Annotated in this window: 16 protein-coding genes; 12 read left to right on the forward strand and 4 right to left on the reverse strand. The window is 70.7% G+C overall.

Going from position 1 to position 15,398, the window contains the following annotated elements; all coding sequences use genetic code 11:
* The first annotated feature begins 139 nt into the window (after positions 1 to 139).
* Positions 140 to 871, forward strand: coding sequence for an SseB family protein (locus ACWC5O_RS29680; RefSeq protein ID WP_450584297.1), 732 nt, complete (start codon positions 140 to 142; stop codon positions 869 to 871).
* A 52-nt stretch (positions 872 to 923) separates the two neighbouring features.
* On the opposite strand, the gene ACWC5O_RS29685 is transcribed toward ACWC5O_RS29680, so the two are convergent.
* Positions 924 to 1,280 carry a DUF1844 domain-containing protein gene (locus ACWC5O_RS29685; RefSeq protein ID WP_116152135.1) on the reverse strand — a complete coding sequence of 119 codons (357 nt, stop codon included), beginning with the start codon at positions 1,278 to 1,280 and terminating at the stop codon, positions 924 to 926.
* Positions 1,281 to 1,640: 360 nt separating this feature from the next.
* On the opposite strand from ACWC5O_RS29685, the gene infC reads away from it, so the two are divergent.
* From infC to ACWC5O_RS29735, 10 genes are all read left to right on the forward strand, one after another.
* A complete protein-coding gene (gene infC / locus ACWC5O_RS29690) occupies positions 1,641 to 2,312 on the forward strand; it encodes a translation initiation factor IF-3 (RefSeq protein WP_450584295.1) in 672 nt (223 codons plus the stop codon).
* 111 nt (positions 2,313 to 2,423) lie between these two features.
* Complete coding sequence (gene rpmI / locus ACWC5O_RS29695; protein ID WP_004933563.1) at positions 2,424 to 2,618, forward strand: 50S ribosomal protein L35; 195 nt, start codon at positions 2,424 to 2,426, stop codon at positions 2,616 to 2,618.
* Positions 2,619 to 2,716: 98 nt separating this feature from the next.
* Positions 2,717 to 3,100, forward strand: a complete 384-nt coding sequence (gene rplT / locus ACWC5O_RS29700) for a 50S ribosomal protein L20 (protein WP_055492778.1) — start codon at positions 2,717 to 2,719, stop codon at positions 3,098 to 3,100.
* A gap of 93 nt (positions 3,101 to 3,193) precedes the next feature.
* Complete coding sequence (locus tag ACWC5O_RS29705) at positions 3,194 to 4,054, forward strand: TrmH family RNA methyltransferase (protein WP_450584293.1); 861 nt, start codon at positions 3,194 to 3,196, stop codon at positions 4,052 to 4,054.
* Between the two features lie 50 nt (positions 4,055 to 4,104).
* Positions 4,105 to 5,244: an ATP-binding protein gene (locus ACWC5O_RS29710; protein WP_450584291.1), complete on the forward strand. Its 1,140-nt coding sequence runs from the start codon at positions 4,105 to 4,107 to the stop codon at positions 5,242 to 5,244.
* A gap of 128 nt (positions 5,245 to 5,372) precedes the next feature.
* Complete coding sequence (gene pheS, locus ACWC5O_RS29715) at positions 5,373 to 6,494, forward strand: phenylalanine--tRNA ligase subunit alpha (RefSeq protein WP_450584289.1); 1,122 nt, start codon at positions 5,373 to 5,375, stop codon at positions 6,492 to 6,494.
* Positions 6,494 to 9,007 carry a phenylalanine--tRNA ligase subunit beta gene (pheT, locus tag ACWC5O_RS29720; protein ID WP_450584288.1) on the forward strand — a complete coding sequence of 838 codons (2,514 nt, stop codon included), beginning with the start codon at positions 6,494 to 6,496 and terminating at the stop codon, positions 9,005 to 9,007. Before pheS ends, pheT begins: the two co-directional genes overlap by 1 nt.
* 277 nt (positions 9,008 to 9,284) lie before the next feature.
* Positions 9,285 to 10,328 carry a PP2C family protein-serine/threonine phosphatase gene (locus tag ACWC5O_RS29725; RefSeq protein ID WP_450584286.1) on the forward strand — a complete coding sequence of 348 codons (1,044 nt, stop codon included), beginning with the start codon at positions 9,285 to 9,287 and terminating at the stop codon, positions 10,326 to 10,328.
* Between the two features lie 166 nt (positions 10,329 to 10,494).
* A complete protein-coding gene (locus ACWC5O_RS29730; protein WP_450584285.1) occupies positions 10,495 to 11,835 on the forward strand; it encodes a transcriptional regulator in 1,341 nt (446 codons plus the stop codon).
* Positions 11,836 to 11,915: 80 nt separating this feature from the next.
* Entirely contained in the window at positions 11,916 to 12,452 is a 537-nt protein-coding gene (locus tag ACWC5O_RS29735) for an NUDIX hydrolase (RefSeq protein WP_450584283.1), read from the forward strand.
* Here the strand turns inward: ACWC5O_RS29735 and ACWC5O_RS29740 are convergent.
* Together ACWC5O_RS29740 and ACWC5O_RS29745 are read right to left on the reverse strand one after the other, a co-directional pair.
* Complete coding sequence (locus ACWC5O_RS29740; RefSeq protein ID WP_450584281.1) at positions 12,449 to 12,706, reverse strand: hypothetical protein; 258 nt, start codon at positions 12,704 to 12,706, stop codon at positions 12,449 to 12,451. The genes ACWC5O_RS29735 and ACWC5O_RS29740 overlap by 4 nt on opposite strands.
* Positions 12,707 to 12,899: 193 nt before the next feature.
* The gene (locus tag ACWC5O_RS29745) at positions 12,900 to 13,775 is read right to left on the reverse strand and encodes a 3-hydroxybutyryl-CoA dehydrogenase (RefSeq protein WP_450584280.1); all 876 of its coding nucleotides are present in this window, start codon (positions 13,773 to 13,775) and stop codon (positions 12,900 to 12,902) included.
* A 165-nt stretch (positions 13,776 to 13,940) separates the two neighbouring features.
* On the opposite strand from ACWC5O_RS29745, the gene ACWC5O_RS29750 reads away from it, so the two are divergent.
* Positions 13,941 to 15,185: a glycoside hydrolase family 10 protein gene (locus ACWC5O_RS29750; RefSeq protein ID WP_450584278.1), complete on the forward strand. Its 1,245-nt coding sequence runs from the start codon at positions 13,941 to 13,943 to the stop codon at positions 15,183 to 15,185.
* 1 nt (position 15,186) lies between these two features.
* Here ACWC5O_RS29750 and ACWC5O_RS29755 read toward each other — a convergent pair whose 3' ends face one another.
* Positions 15,187 to 15,384 carry a DUF1918 domain-containing protein gene (locus ACWC5O_RS29755; protein ID WP_386574758.1) on the reverse strand — a complete coding sequence of 66 codons (198 nt, stop codon included), beginning with the start codon at positions 15,382 to 15,384 and terminating at the stop codon, positions 15,187 to 15,189.
* Between the last annotated feature and the right edge of the window lie 14 nt (positions 15,385 to 15,398).

Below are 15,398 nucleotides of genomic sequence, written 5' to 3' on the forward strand. Positions count from 1 at the left end.
TCGGGGCGGGGACTGTGCGCCCCGTTAGACGGACGTTAGATCTGCGTCAGGGAATGCTGAGATTCCTGTGAGGCCGGTGACGGCCCGGTTTCCGGCCCCGCACAAGCCCAGCAGCTTCCCCCCTATAGGGTCGGTGACCGTGGCGAACAAGAACATTCCCGACCCCGGCTTCTCCGACGACGACGGCTCCGCCGACCCCCGGCTGAGCGCCGCGCTCGCCGCCTGGGCCGAGGACCGCACCGCCGTCGGCCCCGTCCTGGAGGCGCTCAAGGGCACCCGGTTGCTCGTGCCCGTGGTGGCCGTGCTGGGCGAGGTCGAGGAGGACGAGAACGGGCTGCGCCGTGAGAAGACCAGCGACATGGCCGTACCCACGCTGAAGGCAGGACACCGCACCGCCCTGCCCGCCTTCACCTCCACCGACTCCCTGGCCCGCTGGGACCCGGCCGCCCGCCCCGTCGCCGTACCCCTGCACCAGGCGCTGCAGGCCGCCGCGCACGAGAAGGCGGACACGGTCGTCCTGGACCTGGCCGGACCGGTGCCCTTCGAACTGACCGGCCCCGTACTGCTCGCCCTCGCCGAGGGCCGTACCAGCACCGACCCGCTCGCCGACCCGGCCGTCGTCGAGGCCGTCCGCACCGCCGTGGCCGCCGAGCCCGCCGTCCTGCGCGCGCACCTGGGGCCCGGACAGGCCGACGGCACCCTCGCCCTCGTCCTCGACCCGGCCGCCGCGCCCGCCGAGGCCGCCCGTGCGGTCGCCGAGCGGCTGGCCGCGGACGAAACACTGCGGGCCCGCCTGGTGCGCGGCCTCGACCTGGCACTGCTGCCGGCCGGGACCACGCCTCCGGGCGAGCCCTTGTTCGTACGGGATTGAGTCGGCGTCCGGGGACGAGCCGGCGTACCGGGACCGGTCGGCCGTGGCCGGTCTAGCCGTAGACCGGCCCGGTGTACTTCTCGCCCGGACCCTGGCCCGGCTCGTCCGGGACGATCGACGCCTCGCGGAACGCCAGCTGCAGCGACTTCAGGCCGTCGCGCAGCGGGGCCGCGTGGAAGGAGCTGATCTCGGTCGCGCTCGCGTCCAGCAGACCGGCGAGCGCGGTGATCAGCTTGCGGGCCTCGTCCAGGTCCTTGTACTTGTCGCCCTCCTCGCTCAGCCCGAGCTTCACGGCGGCGGCGCTCATCAGGTTGACGGCGACCGTCACGATCACCTCGACGGCGGGGACCTCGGCGATGTCCCGGGTCATCGCGTCGAAGTCGGTGTTCTCAGGAGGGGTCTCACTCATGCCCCACACGATAGGCGAGGGCGGGAGGGTGTCTTCATCAGGCCCGCCCGGCCTCAATTAGCCCTTGTCAAGCGATCCTGCTAATCTGGTGGGCGACCGGCTGGACATGACTGTGTCCGGCCCACAAGTGGAGGCTCCGATCTCCCACCTGACCGTCCTCCGGGACGGCGGGTCATCCGGTCAGGCGGCCACCATCGTTCCGTACGGACGATGGAGTCGCCCGATGTGCGCCCCGCGATCATCGCGATGGTGCTCCGGTTGCCGTTGGAGCCCCGCCTGTGATCGTCCGGGGCATTTTTTGTGCTTCGGCGCGGTTAGGTCTAACGAAAAGAGACATACGCGGCTGTCCGCCAGACCGCCGTGTGGTGCTACCGAGGAGGATCCATCAGCGCCGAGCCCCGCATCAACGACCGGATTCGCGTTCCCGAGGTGCGACTTGTCGGTCCCAGTGGCGAGCAGGTGGGCATCGTCCCGCTGGCGAAGGCACTGGAGCTTGCGCAGGAGTACGACCTGGACCTGGTCGAGGTCGCGGCGAACGCCCGTCCGCCCGTGTGCAAGCTCATGGACTACGGGAAGTTCAAGTACGAGTCGGCCATGAAGGCCCGTGAGGCGCGCAAGAACCAGGCGCACACGGTCATCAAGGAGATGAAGCTCCGGCCGAAGATCGACCCGCACGACTATGACACCAAGAAGGGTCACGTCGTCCGGTTCCTCAAGCAGGGCGACAAGGTCAAGATCACGATCATGTTCCGTGGTCGCGAGCAGTCCCGGCCGGAGCTCGGCTACCGACTGCTGCAGCGGCTGGCGGAGGACGTCCAGGAGCTCGGTTTCGTCGAGTCGAACCCGAAGCAGGACGGCCGCAACATGATCATGGTTCTCGGTCCGCACAAGAAGAAGACCGAGGCGATGGCCGAGGCGCGTCAGGCGCAGGAGGCCCGCAAGGCCGAAGCGAAGGCGAACCCCGGTCGTTCGCAGAACGCCGCCGACGCTCAGCCTGAAGAGGCTCCGGCCGAGGCTTCCGCCGAGGCGTGATCCCGGGGGACGCGAGTCCCCGAGGATGTAACCGATACAAGAGCGACGTTCCACCGTGCCCGGTTTCGCGACCGGGCACCGGAACGCCACCGACGAGGAGAGAACGGCGCTATGCCGAAGAACAAGTCGCACAGCGGTGCCAGCAAGCGCTTCAAGGTCACCGGCTCCGGCAAGGTGCTCCGTGAGCGCGCCGGCAAGCGCCACCTGCTCGAGCACAAGTCGTCCCGCGTGACGCGTCGCCTCACCGGCAACGCCGAGATGGCCCCGGGCGACGCCGCGAAGATCAAGAAGCTTCTCGGCAAGTGACGTCGCGGCGCCGTCTGAGCGCCCTACGTCTGGACCGGGACCCAATCGTTTCCGGGTCGTGTGAGTACCCCCACGACCCCGCTACAAGGAGTTAACAAGTGGCACGCGTCAAGCGGGCAGTCAACGCCCACAAGAAGCGCCGGGCGATCCTCGAGCAGGCCTCCGGCTACCGCGGTCAGCGTTCGCGCCTGTACCGCAAGGCCAAGGAGCAGGTCACCCACTCGCTGGTCTACAACTACAACGACCGCAAGAAGCGCAAGGGTGACTTCCGTCAGCTGTGGATCCAGCGCATCAACGCCGCTGCCCGCGCCAACGGCATCACGTACAACCGCTTCATCCAGGGTCTGAAGGCCGCGAACGTCGAGGTCGACCGCAAGATCCTGGCCGAGCTGGCCGTCAACGACGCGGGTGCCTTCGCCGCCCTCGTCGAGGTCGCCCAGAAGGCGCTGCCGGCGGACGTGAACGCCCCCAAGGCTGCGTGACGCCGCGCTGGCCCTAGGCCGACGTGACTGAAGGGACCCGCAGGCTGCGGAAGCCTGCGGGTCCGCTTGTGTTTCGAAGCAGAGGTGACTTTCATGCCCCCCGTCAGCCCCGAGCTGATCTCCCCCCGCTCCGCCCGTGTGAGCGCCGCGCGGCGGCTCGCCAAGCGGAACTTCCGGGGCAAGGACCGGCTGTTCCTCGCCGAGGGACCGCAGGCCGTGCGGGAGGCCGCCGGGCATCGGGCCGATGGGCAGGCGACCCTCGTCGAGCTGTTCGCCACCGTGGAGGCCGCGGAGCGGTACGCCGACATCATCGGGGAGGCCCGCGGCGCCGGCGCCCGGGTGCACCTCGCCTCCGAGGACGTCATCGCCGACATCTCCACCACCGTCACCCCGCAGGGGCTGGTCGGTGTCTGCCGGTTCCTGGACACCCCCTTCGAGGAGATCCTCGCCGCCCGGCCCAAGCTCGTCGCCGTGCTCGCCCATGTCCGTGACCCGGGCAACGCCGGTACCGTGCTGCGCTGTGCCGACGCCGCCGGCGCCGAGGCGGTCCTCCTCACCGACGCCTCCGTCGACCTGTACAACCCCAAGGCCGTACGCGCCTCCGTGGGCTCCCTGTTCCATCTGCCGGTCGCCGTCGGTGTACCCGTCGAGCAGGCCGTGGCGGGGCTGAAGGGCGCCGGTGTGCGGATCCTCGCCGCCGACGGGGCCGGTGACCGCGACCTGGACGAGGAGCTGGACAAGGGCACGATGGGCGGACCCACCGCCTGGGTGTTCGGCAACGAGGCCTGGGGGCTCCCCGAGGAGACCCGTGCCCTCGCCGACGCCGTCGTGCGCGTCCCCATCCACGGGAAGGCCGAGAGCCTGAACCTCGCCACGGCCGCCGCCGTATGTCTCTATGCGTCGGCCCGTGCACAGCGCGCCTCCGGTGGGTGCCGCTCCGTCACCGAGAGCTAGTAGGGTGGCCAGCTCGGGGCCCTGCGCCGTCTGAGAGGTGGGGTACGGGGATGAGTGTGGTCGGCACCAGCACTGCGCCGGACGGGCGGGACGTGCGCCGCACACCCGCGCCCCGGCACGGCGACTGCGCCGAGACCGGCCTCGACCCCGACCAGCTCCCCGACGGCCTCGTCGTCGCCGACGACCACGGCCGGGTGATCTGCTTCAACGCCGCCGCCGAACGCATCACCGCCGTCCGTGCCGCCGACGCCCTCGGACAGCAGCTGGACAAGGCCCTGCCCCTGGAGGACCTGGAGGGCAGGCGCTGGTGGCAGCTCACCGACCCCTACGGCGGTCTCGCCATCCGGGTACGGCAGCCCGAGCGCAACCTGCTGCTGCCCGGTGGGCGGGAGGTGCTGGTCTCGGCCCGGTACGTGCGCGCCGAACCGCTCGGGGCCGTGCAGCGTGTCGTCGTCTCGCTGCGGGACACCGAGGCCCGCCGGCGCACCGAGCGCAGCCACGCCGAGCTGATCGCCACCGTCGCCCACGAGCTGCGCTCCCCGCTGACCTCCGTGAAGGGCTTCACCGCCACGCTCCTCGCCAAGTGGGAACGCTTCACCGACGACCAGAAACGGCTGATGCTGGAGACCGTCGACGCCGATGCCGACCGCGTCACCCGGCTCATCGCCGAGCTGCTGGACATCTCCCGGATCGACAGCGGGCGACTGGAGGTCAGGCGCCAGCCCGTCGACATAGGCGCGGCCGTAGGCCGGCACATCCAGGCCTACGTCGCCGCCGGGCAGCCCGCCGACCGCTTCCTGCTGCGCATCGAGCAGCCGCTGCCCGCTCTGTGGGCCGACCCCGACAAGGTCGACCAGGTGCTCAGCAACCTGCTGGAAAATGCCGTGCGGCACGGCGAGGGAACCGTCACCATTGATGTCACGCCCTCGGCATCCCCGCGCGAAGGCGAGGAAACCGGCACGTCGGTCACGGTGAGCGACGAGGGGCCCGGCATCCCGGAGGAATCCATGAACCGCGTCTTCACCCGCTTCTGGCGGGGCAGCAAGCGCGGCGGCACGGGTCTGGGGCTGTACATCGTCAAGGGCATCGTCGAGGCCCACGGCGGCACCATCACGGTCGGCCGCGCCACCGGCGGCGGCGCCGAGTTCCGATTTACGTTGCCCGTGGCCGCCCCGGCGTATCTCGCCTAGCGGCCCACGGGCCATTCGTCCACCCCCACCCCGTTAGACTCGGCCTTTGGCACCTTTGTGTCCTGCACGCGGCCCTCGCGAGTCGGTGACGGGGACCATCCGCCAGCCAATCGGAAGCACGGGAAGAGATGTCGGCACCCAATAAGTCGTACGACCCTGTCGAGGTCGAGACGTTGAAACCGGAAGAGATCGAGCGCATGCGGGACGAGGCGCTCGCCGCCTTCGGCGCCGCGGACTCCCTCGACGCGCTCCACGAGGCCAAGGTCGCCCACACCGGCCCCGCCTCCCCGCTGGCCCTCGCCAACCGCGAGATCGGCGCCCTGCCCCCGCACGCCAAGGCCGAGGCCGGCAAGCGTGTCGGCATGGCCCGCGGCGCCGTGAACAAGGCCCTCGCCGCCCGCCAGGGCGAGCTGGAGGCCGAGCGTGACGCCCGCGTGCTGGTGGAGGAGGACGTCGACGTCACGCTGCCCCACGACCGCGTCCCGGCCGGTGCCCGGCACCCGCTGACCACGCTGTCCGAGCGCATCGAGGACGTCTTCGTGGCCATGGGCTACGAGGTCGCCGAAGGCCCGCAGGTCGAGGCCGAGTGGTTCAACTTCGACGCGCTCAACATCGGCCCGGACCACCCGGCCCGCGGCGAGGCCGACACCTTCTTCGTCCAGGGCCCGGACGGCACCGCCGAGTCCGGTGTCGTGCTGCGCACCCACACCTCGCCCGTCCAGATCCGCTCCCTGCTCGACCGTGAGCTGCCGGTCTACGTGATCTGCCCCGGGCGCGTGTACCGCACCGACGAGCTGGACGCCACGCACACCCCGGTCTTCCACCAGGTCGAGCTGCTCGCCGTGGACGAGGGCCTGACCATGGCCGACCTCAAGGGCACCCTGGACCACATGGTCCAGTCGCTGTTCGGCGAAGGCATGAAGACCCGGCTGCGGCCGAACTTCTTCCCGTTCACCGAGCCGTCCGCCGAGATGGACATGGTCTGCTACGTCTGCCGTGGCGAGTCCGTCGGCAACCCCGACCGGCCCTGCCGCACCTGCTCCAGCGAGGGCTGGATCGAGCTGGGCGGCTGCGGCATGGTCAACCCCAAGGTGCTGGCCGCCTGCGGCGTCGACCCGGAGAAGTACAGCGGCTTCGCCTTCGGGTTCGGCATCGAGCGGATGCTGATGTTCCGCCACAACGTCGAAGACATGCGAGACATGGTCGAGGGTGACGTCCGGTTCACCCGGCCGTTCGGGATGGAGATCTGATGCGGGTCCCGCTTTCTTGGCTGCGGGAGTACGTCGACCTGCCGGCGACGGAGACCGGCCGCGACGTCCAGGCCAAGCTCATTTCCGCAGGTCTTGAGGTCGAGACCGTCGAGCACCTCGGCGCCGACCTCAAGGGCCCGCTGGTCGTGGGCCAGGTGCTGACCATCGAGGAGCTGGAGGGCTTCAAGAAGCCGATCCGCTTCTGCACCGTCGACGTCGGGCAGGCCAACGGCACCGGCGAGCCCCAGGAGATCGTCTGCGGCGCCCGTAACTTCGCCGTCGGTGACAAGGTCGTCGTGGTCCTCCCCGGCGCCACGCTGCCGGGCGGCTTCTCGATCTCCGCCCGCAAGACCTACGGCAAGACGTCCCACGGCATGATCTGCTCCACCGAGGAGCTGGGCATGGGCGACGACGGCAACCACGGCATCATCGTGCTGCCGCCGGAGACCGAGGTCGGCAAGGACGCCATCGAGCTGCTGGAGCTGGTCGACGAGGTCCTGGACATCGCCGTCACCGCCAACCGCGGCGACTGCCTGTCCATCCGCGGCGTCGCCCGCGAGACCGCCATCGCCTACGGCCTGCCGCTGCGCGACCCGGCTCTGCTCGACGTACCCGGCCCGAACGCGTTCGGCTACCCGGTGCAGGTCTCCGACCCGGCCGGCTGCGACCGCTTCACCGCCCGCACCGTCACCGGTCTGAGCCCCGAGGCGCGCTCCCCGATCTGGCTGCAGCGCCGGCTGCAGAAAGTCGGCATGCGCCCGATCTCGCTCGCCGTCGACGTCACGAACTACGTGATGATGGAGCTGGGCCAGCCGCTGCACGCCTACGACCGGAGGCTGGTCCAGGGCACGATCGGCGTGCGCCGGGCCGAGGAGGGCGAGAAGCTCGTCACCCTCGACGGTGTCGAGCGCAAGCTGCACGCCGAGGACCTCGTCATCACCGACGAGCGCGGCCCGATCGGCCTGGCCGGCGTCATGGGCGGCGCCAACACGGAGATCGCCGACCACGACGACCTCGAGAACGCCACGTCCGACGTGGTCATCGAGGCGGCCCACTTCGACGAGGTGTCGATCGCGCGGACGGCCCGTCGGCACAAGCTGCAGTCCGAGGCGTCCCGCCGCTTCGAGCGCGGCGTCGACCCCGAGGCCGCGGCTGCCGCCGCCCAGCGCACGGTGGACCTGCTGGTGCTGCTCGCGGGCGGGACCGCGGAGGCCGGCGTCACCGAGGTCATCGCGCCGTCCGCGCCGCACACCATCAGCATCCCGGCCAACCACCCGGACAAGGTCGCGGGCGTCGACTACGGCCGTGAGACGGTCGTGCGCCGTCTCCAGGAGGTCGGCTGCGACGTGTACGGGCAGGACGAGCTGATCGTCACCGTCCCGTCCTGGCGGCCCGACCTCCTCGAGCCGAACGACCTGGCCGAAGAGGTCATCCGCCTGGAGGGCTACGAAGACCTCCCCTCCACGCTGCCCAAGCTCCCCTCGGGCCGCGGGCTGACCCACCGCCAGCGGCTGCACCGCCGGGTCGGCCGCGCGCTGGCCGGCGCGGGCTACGTCGAGGCGCCGAACTACCCGTTCGTCGGCGAGCAGGTCTTCGACCAGCTCGGCCTCGAGGCGGACGACCCGGCCCGCCGCGTCGTGAAGCTGGTCAACCCGCTCAACGACGAGGAGCCCGCGCTCCGTACGACCCTGCTGCCGGGCCTGCTGGGTGCCCTGCGGCGCAACGACGGCCGGGGCTCGCACAGCCTGGCGCTCTTCGAGACGGGCCTGGTCTTCCAGCCCCGCGAGGAGCGGCGCGTCGCCGGGCATCTGCCCGTGGACCGGCGTCCCACGGACGAGGAGATCGCGGAGCTGAACGCCACGCTGCCCGAGCAGCCGCGGCACGTGGCCGTCGTCCTCGCGGGCGCTCGTGAGCAGGCCGGCTGGTGGGGCGGTGGCCGTCCGGCCGGCTGGGCCGACGCGGTCGAGGCGGCGCGCGCCGTCGCGCGTGAGGCCGGTGCGGACCTGGTCGTGCGCAAGGGACAGTACGGTCCCTGGCACCCCGGCCGCTGCGCCGAGCTGGTGGTCGTCGCCGACGGCACGGAGCAGGTCGTGGGCCACGCGGGAGAGCTGCACCCGCGTGTCACCAAGGCGCTGAGCCTGCCCGAGCGCACCTGCGCGATGGAACTGAACCTGGACGCCCTGGAGGCGGTGGGCGACGGTGTCCCGCAGGCGCCGTCCATCTCGTCCTTCCCGGTCGCCACGCAGGATGTCGCCCTCGTGGTCGACAGGCCCGTGCCGGCTGCGGAGGTCGAGGCGGCGCTGCGTTCCGGTGCGGGTGAGCTGCTCGAGTCCATTCGGCTGTTCGATGTGTACGAGAACGCGGAGCAGCTGGGTGAGGGGAAGAAGTCCCTTGCCTATGCGCTGCGGTTCCGTGCGGAGGATCGGACGCTGACCGTGGATGAGGCGTCTGCTGCTCGGGATGCTGCCGTTGCCCTCGCGGGCGAGCGTACGGGTGCGGTTCTCAGGGGCTGAACGCCGTAGGGGGTTCTGCTGTCGGCCGGCTGCGGGTCATCCGTGGCCGGCCGCGCCCACGCGGGGGGAGCCGCATGGTGAACACAGCCCCGCGCCCCCGAGGCAGTTGACCCCGCTGTCAGCTGCATAAATGCGGGTTGGCCTGGGGGTTCTCACTCATTCGGGTGGGAATCGGGAGGGAACTGGTCCTTCCGAGCCGTGCCTCTCGACAGAATCGGACCGGCCTTTCGGGGTCGGTCCGTCTGCTCTGTCAGGGCCCACATGGGGGACCAGAGGCATGATCCGCATCAAGGCACGGGCACCCACCGCGCGGGGAGCCGTACTGCCCACGGTCTGGGGAGCCGTGGCGGTCACGTACAAGTTCGGCTGCCCCCTCGCCCAGCAGGGCGGGCTCGGCGCGCGCATCGTCACCAGCGCCGTGTTCTTCGCCGTCGGCACCGGACTGATATTCCATGTCCGCCATGCCCTGCTGCGCGAACTGAGGCAGGCCCACCGGGTCGCCGGCGCCGCCCAGAGCGTGCTGCTACGGCCCCTGCCGCCGCGCCTCGACGGGCTGAACGTGGCGGCCGCCCAGCTGTCCGCCGACCGCGGCGCGGCCATCGGCGGTGATCTGTACGAGGCCGTCGCCACCGAGTACGGCGTCCGTGTGGTCATGGGCGACGTACGCGGTCATGGACTCGCCGCCCTCGGGACCGTCGCCGCCGTCCTCGGCAGCTTCCGTGAGGCCGCCCATGACGAGGCCGAACTCAGTCATGTGCTCAGGCGGTTGGAGCGGGCACACGCCCGTCATCTGCGTGAGCGGTCCTGTGCCGATCACCCGGCGAACGGGCAGGACCCGGGTCCGCCGGTCGCCGAGGAGTTCGTCACCGTCCTGCTCCTGGAGATCGCCCGGGACGGCGAGGTGCGCGCCCTCAACTGCGGTCACCCGTGGCCGTACCTGCTCAGCGGCACCCGGGTGGAGCCCCTCACGGGCGCCGACCCACTCCCGCCCCTGGGCCCCTTTCCGCTCCCCGCGGAGTTGGCGGCGGCCTCGTGCGGCCATCTGCTCCCGGGCGAGTCGCTGGTCCTCTTCACGGACGGAGCGGAGGACGCCAGAGACGCCCGTGGCCGGTTCTTCTCGCTGCCGACAGTGCTGCGAGAGGTCGTACGCGATCAGCCGGTGACGCCCCAGACGGTCCTGCGCACGGTCTTCAGGGCCCTCCTGCATCACACAGCCGGCAGACCTACGGACGACGTGGCGGTACTGGTCCTACGGAACGACCGAAGGACGTTCGAGCTGTCCCGACAAGGCACCGCGAGAGGCCAAGCCGCCGCTTTCTGAGGGGGGAGCCGGCGGCTTGGCCAGCCTCTTGCGAGGACTCTCAGTCAACCGACAGAACACACTCCGCGACAGCGTGCACACACTGCGGATGCGCGCACTCCGTTCACACCCCGTGTGAAAGCGGACGCACTACGCTGACGGCACCAGGCCACTCGGGGGGCAACCCATGCAGCCCAACACTCTGCTCGACGCGATCCTGGACGAGGCGGGGATCTCGCACGCCGGTCTCGCCGCCCACGTCAACCAGGCGGGCCGGCGTCGGGGCCTTGCGCTCCGTTACGAACACACCGCCGTGGCGCGGTGGTTGAAGGGCCAGCGGCCACGCGGCCAGGTGCCCGACCTCATCTGCGAGGTACTCGCCGGACGGCTGCACCGGCCGGTCACCCTGGACGACATCGGCCTCGGGGTCCCCGGTGAGCCGAGCACCCCGCACACCGGTTCGCTCTCCGGCTTCGTGGAGCGCGCCACCGCCCTGTGGCGCTCCGACGAACAGCAGCGCCCGCATCTGCTCGGCGCTCCCGCGGTCACCGGCACCCCGGCCGTCATGCCGGTGTGGGAGTGGGAGAACCCGCCCGAGGACGTGGACGTCTCCCGGGGTGGCCGGCACCGGGTCACCGCGGCCGACATCGAGATGCTGCGTGCCGCCCGCACCCACTACGAGCAGATGTACCGCAAGGCCGGCGGCATAGCGACCCGCACCCGCATCGTCGGGTTCCTCAACGCGGAGGCGGCTCCGCTGCTGCGCGGCAGCTACACCGACGCCACCGGCCGCCAACTGCACCGGGCCACCGGCGGGTTGGTGGCGATCGCGGGCATCTGCGCGTACGACTCCGACGCGCACGGTCTCGCCCAGCGCTACTTCCACCAGGCGCTCAGGCTGGCAAAGGCCAGCGGGGACCGGGGACTTGGCGCGTACGTGATCGCGCTGCTCGTCAACCAGGCCCTGTTCATGAAGGAGTACCGGCAGGCCGTCGCCTTCGCCGAGGCCGCGCTGCGCGCCGCCGGCAGGCACATCACCCCGGCGCTCGCCTCCGACCTGTACGCGATGCAGGCCAAGGCGTACGCCCACCTCGGCGACAGCAGCAGCGCGCTGTCCTGCATCCGCCGGGCCGAGACGGCCGCCGACCGCATCCGGCGCGGGTACGAGCCGGACGAGACCGGCTATGTCCAGCCCGGCCTGGTCAACGTCCAGGTGGCCGAGGCGCTGCTCAGCCTCGGTGAACTCGCCGCCGCGCGCGAGCATGCCGCGGCCGCGGTCGACAACCCCGCCCACGACAGGGGCCGGGTGCACCGGCTCGCCATGCTCAGCACGATCGAGCTGCGCCAGGGCAACGCCGACAAGGCGGTGGTGACCGCCGTGCAGATGGCCGAGCAGGCCCGTGGGATGGAGTCCCAGCGGCTGCGCGACAGACTCCGCGCGGTACGCGAGCACCTGGTGGACTGCGGCTCGGCCGGAACCGCCGAGGCCGCCGAACTCATCGACGGCGCGCTGCGCGTACCGCTGTAACCCCGGGCCGGGGTCTGCGCTGTGGGCCTGGTGAGTCCCTGCTGCGATATTGCCACTTACCGTCGGAAGGTGGCAGAACCGTGCAGTGGACGAAACAGAACGAACAAACTGTGTATGAAAACCGCTGGTTCAGCGTCAACCTCGCAGATGTCGAGCTGCCGGACGGCCGGCACCTCGACCACTTCCTGATCCGGCTGCGGCCGGTCGCCGTCGCCACGGTGGTCAACGAGGCCAACGAAGTCCTGCTCCTGTGGCGCCACCGGTTCATCACCGACAGCTGGGGCTGGGAACTGGCCGCGGGTGTGGTGGAGGACGGCGAGGACATCGCGAGCGCGGCCGCCAGGGAACTGGAGGAGGAGACCGGCTGGCGGCCGGGGCCCCTGTACCACCTGATGAGCGTGGAGCCGTCCAACGGTCTCACCGACGCCCGGCACCACATCTACTGGTCCGACCGGGGCGAGTACGTCGGACACCCCGTGGACGACTTCGAGTCGGACCGCCGGGAGTGGGTCCCTCTCAAGGTCGTCCCCGACCTGATCGCCCGAGGGGAGGTCCCGGCCGCCAACATGGCGGCCGCGTTACTCCTGCTGCACCACATGAGGCTCGCGGATGGCTAGTGGGCCAGCACCTGCCAGACCGTCACGACCAGCGCTCCCAAAGCCGTGAGCGCGGCGACCGAGGGCAGCGGCCAGCGTGCGTGTTCCAGCGAACTCATGCGGGTGTGCAGCTCGTCCAGTTCCTTGGCGGTCTCCGCGGTGCGATGACTGAGCAGGGCGAGTCCTCCCTCGACTCGGGCGTACGCCACGTCGAGGCGGCGCCGTAACTCTGCGAGTTCTCCATGGACCACGGGATGCTCCGGATCGGCGGTCACGGGTCCACTCCTTTCCGTAGTCGAATCTGGTTGTTCCGCATCCCTTGCATGCGCATGAGGAGTCAACTCGGCTGGTGGGCGCGTGGGGAGCGTGTGCGCAGGGCATATGCGTGCCCGGAGTACACACGGTGTGTGAAACAGATGGGCCCGGCACCGAAATTGGTGCCGGGCCCACAGGCGTAGCGGACGGTAATCAGCCGTAGGTGTAGAAGCCCGAGCCGGTCTTCCGGCCGAGCCGGCCCGCCTCGACCATGCGCTGGAGCAGCGGGGGAGCGGCGTACAGCGGCTCCTTGTACTCGGCGTACATCGAGTTGGCGATGGAGACGATGGTGTCCAGGCCGATCAGGTCGGACAGCTTCAGCGGGCCCATCGGGTGGGCGCAGCCCATCTCCATGCCGTTGTCGATGTCCTCGCGGCTCGCGATGCCGGACTCGAACATCCGGATCGCGGAGAGCAGGTAGGGCACCAGCAGCGCGTTGACGACGAACCCGGAGCGGTCCTGGGCGCGGATGGCGTGCTTGCCGAGCACCTTCTCGGCGAAGACCTGGGCGCGGCTGAGGGTGCCCTCGGAGGTGGTGAGTGCCGGGATCAGCTCGACCAGCTGCTGCACCGGGGCCGGGTTGAAGAAGTGGATGCCGACCACGTGGTCGGGGCGAGAGGTGGCGACCGCCAGCTTCACCAGCGGGATGGAGGAGGTGTTGGAGGCCAGGATCGCGTCCGCGCGGGTCATCACCTGGTCGAGCACCTGGAAGATCTCCGTCTTCACCTGCTCGTTCTCGACGACGGCCTCGATCACCAGATCGCGGTCCGCGAACTCACCGAGGTCGGTGGTGAAGCTGAGGCGCGCCAGCGTGGCGTCCCGCTCCTCCTCGGTGATCTTGCCGCGCTCGGCGGCCTTGGCCAGGGAGTTGTACAGCCGGGTACGGCCGATCTCCAGGGCCTCGCCGGTGGTCTCGGCGACCTTCACGTCCAGTCCCGCGCGGGCGCACACCTCGGCGATGCCCGCGCCCATCTGTCCGCAGCCCACGACTCCGACGCGCGCAATATCTCCCGATGGGAAGCCTGTCACATCGTCCCCTTCGCTGGTTTCCGGCTGGCAGACCTCCGGGTTCGGCGCCTGCTCCGATCGTGCACGTTACCGCCAAGTATCGATGATCGATCGTCCGGGTGGAGGCATCCTGGGGCGCGGAACGATCCGTGACGGCGCGGATCCGGAGCGTATGGGGGTGTGCAGATGGGGCGACTGACACGGCGCGCGTTCGCGTGGGCGGCGCTGTCGGCGCTGGCGACGGCCCAGGGCTCGGCGGCGGCGCCGGGGCGGCCGGACCCGCGCCGGCCGTGGCCGCGAGCGGCCACCGAGATGCGGGGTGTGTGGCTGGCGACGGTGTCCAACCGCGACTGGCCCTCGAAGGCCGGCCTGACGGCCGACGCCCAGCGCACGGAGCTGATCGCCCACCTGGACCGGGCGGTCCGCGACCGGCTCAACACGGTGATCCTCCAGGTGCGGCCCACGGCGGACGCCCTGTGGCCCTCGCCGTACGAGCCCTGGTCCGAGTACCTCACCGGCACCCAGGGCCGGAACCCGGGCTGGGACCCGCTGGGCACGGCCGTGCGTGAGGCGCACGCCCGCGGCCTGGAACTGCACGCCTGGTTCAACCCGTACCGTGTCGCCAACCACCCCGACCCGACCCGGCTGGCCGCCTCGCACCCGGCTCGCAGGCACCCGGACTGGGTGGTGCCCTACGGCGGGAAGCTCTACTACAACCCGGGCCTGCCCGAGGTCCGTGCCTTCGTGGAGCAGGCCATGCTCGACGCGGTCGTCAGGTACCCGGTGGACGCCGTCCACTTCGACGACTACTTCTACCCGTACCCGGTCGCCGGGCAGACCTTCGACGACGACGCCGCGTACGACGAGTACGGCGGCGACTTCGACACCCGGGCCGCCTGGCGCCGCGACAACATCGACAAGCTGGTGCAGGAGACGGCCGTGGCCATCAAGCAGGTACGGCCCGGCACCCGGTTCGGGATCAGCCCCTTCGGGGTGTGGCGCAACGCCACGACCGACTCGCGGGGCTCGGACACCCGGGCGGGCGTCCAGACGTACGACGACCTGCACGCGGACACCCGCACATGGGTGCGCAACCACTGGATCGACTACATCGTCCCGCAGCTCTACTGGCACATCGGCTTCGCCGCCGCCGACTACGCGACGCTGGTCGACTGGTGGGCGAAGACGGCCGAGGGCACCAGGACGCAGCTGTACATCGGCGAGGCGCTGTACAAGGCGGGGGTCGCAGGGCAGCCCTCGCAGTGGCAGGACCCGGTCGAGCTGTCCCGGCACCTCACGCTCGCCGCCGGACACCCGCAGGTGCGCGGGCATGTGTTCTTCGCCGCCAAGGACGTGACGGCGGACCCGATCGGGGCGATGGCGCGGGTGGTCGCCGACCACTACGGGCAGCCGGCGAAGCCACCGCGCTGAGCTACGACGGCCGGATTTCCTTGTGCCGGATCTCGGTGTCGGGGCCGGGGGAGCAGATGCCCACGTGCCCGTCCTGGAAGCGGACGCGGTACGGCGGCTCGCCCTTCTGACCCATCACTTCGACAATCTCGCCGATCTTGTCGTGTTCGCCGACCACCCTGCCGTGCTGGACAAGCTGGTCGCCGACGGTTGCGTGCATCAGGCCCTCCTCAC

The sequence above is a fragment of the Streptomyces sp. NPDC001450 genome (assembly GCF_053597295.1).